The following is a 1,413-nucleotide window of genomic DNA, read 5'->3' as shown; positions in this document are numbered from 1 at the left end:
GAGTAAAATTAATTCATTACATGAGAAAATATCTGAGTTAGAAATGCAAATAGCCGACTTAGATTAATAATAAAAACAACAAACCAAATTTAATTACAGCGCCATCGCTGGGGACTCGCTTACGCCAAAAACGGAGAATATAGAATGACACAATCGACCTTGCTTGAAAGAAAGCGAAAGGCTCTTATTAACGCCATGTTGAGTACATTACAAAAGAAACACGGTTGCCACTCCGTAATAGTCAAAGTAGGTAGAACTAATTACAGGCTGGATTTAGATGAAGAAATATTAAATGTAGCTTTAATCCGTTACTTTGAATTGGATGTACTGGCGTTAAAAAGTAAGCCAATAGCAGAATTACTTATCATGAATACATATAACGAGCTTTATACCAAGCACGGTAATTTAACCCCACTAGGTGACGAGTTCATTAATGACCTCTTAAAGCTTGTTGCGAAAAAAACGGAGCCAATAAAATGAAAAAGAAATCCTATTTAGATTTTGCCAATATCGCTATTCAAATGGAAAAAGAAGAAAAGTATAACCTCGCTGCCGAATATTGGGGAAAAGCTAATAAATTAGCCACCACGCTGAATACCCAACGCTGGTCTGAATATCGCCAAGAGCATAATGAAAAAAGATATTCATTGCATCATAGCCATAGCACCGCATTAAGAAGCCAGAAAGAAAATCAGCGTATGGCCTCTGAATTTAAAAAGCATATGAATAAACAGGCGGCAAATGATGACAGCATATGAACAGGCAGGTGAATTAGCGCGTAATTTAGAATCGAAAGGTTTATTCCGTCGTGCTGCTAATAAATGGGGTGAAGCTCTTTCATTATCTCAGAACCTTAAACAAGAGCAAGAATGTATTAAAAACGGAAATCGCTGCATTCAAAAAGCAAAAGTAATTATTCGTGAGGGATGGTAATGAAATACACAGAATCAATGATAGAAGAAATGCTTTCCGATTTAAAGGAAAGCAGATTTGAACCTCCTGCGTGTCTTTTAGATAAAGAAAGAATGATTGCCAATTATCCACCATTAACAGATGCGGAGAGAATGGAATGTGCTGAATTTTCAGTTAAGCAAAAACGAGCAATTACTGCACGAGAATATCTAATTTCATGTGGTGAGCGATTTGGAAAACTTGAAAGTGGGAATGTCGTATTTTCCCATGAAAATTGCATCGTTGAATTAGATTCTGAAGTTATTGAAACGTTACTTATTCACCAAATAGAAAAACCAATTTTAGAAATTAATCCAGTCGAAAAATATATTGCGTTGCAACGTTTCTATTTAGGAAACGAAGTAAATGAAAAAGAAAACGGTAGTACATGGATGCGTGATTTTATCGACGGAGTATTTATCAACGGATTCAAATTATTTACTGCTGAACCAGCATCACCAA

Annotated in this window: 4 protein-coding genes; all 4 read left to right on the top strand. The window is 35.7% G+C overall.

Annotation, left to right across the window (positions count from 1 at the left end):
• The first annotated feature begins 144 nt into the window (after positions 1 to 144).
• Positions 145 to 480 carry a hypothetical protein gene (locus AACS92_RS21750; RefSeq protein WP_099112024.1) on the top strand — a complete coding sequence of 112 codons (336 nt, stop codon included), beginning with the start codon at positions 145 to 147 and terminating at the stop codon, positions 478 to 480.
• Positions 477 to 758 (top strand): ANR family transcriptional regulator, encoded by a 282-nt coding sequence (locus tag AACS92_RS21745; protein WP_099112023.1) that lies wholly within the window; start codon positions 477 to 479, stop codon positions 756 to 758. The genes AACS92_RS21750 and AACS92_RS21745 overlap by 4 nt, the downstream gene beginning before the upstream one ends.
• Entirely contained in the window at positions 742 to 933 is a 192-nt protein-coding gene (locus AACS92_RS21740) for a PerC family transcriptional regulator (RefSeq protein ID WP_241538045.1), read from the top strand. Before AACS92_RS21745 ends, AACS92_RS21740 begins: the two co-directional genes overlap by 17 nt.
• On the top strand, positions 933 to 1,413 hold a 481-nt coding region (locus tag AACS92_RS21735), incomplete at its 3' end, for a hypothetical protein (protein ID WP_099112021.1). The genes AACS92_RS21740 and AACS92_RS21735, both read left to right, overlap by 1 nt.

The organism is Xenorhabdus sp. KJ12.1 (assembly GCF_963876495.1).
GTDB classification, from domain to species: domain Bacteria; phylum Pseudomonadota; class Gammaproteobacteria; order Enterobacterales; family Enterobacteriaceae; genus Xenorhabdus; species Xenorhabdus stockiae.
This window is presented reverse-complemented; position numbering and strand designations above follow the sequence as displayed.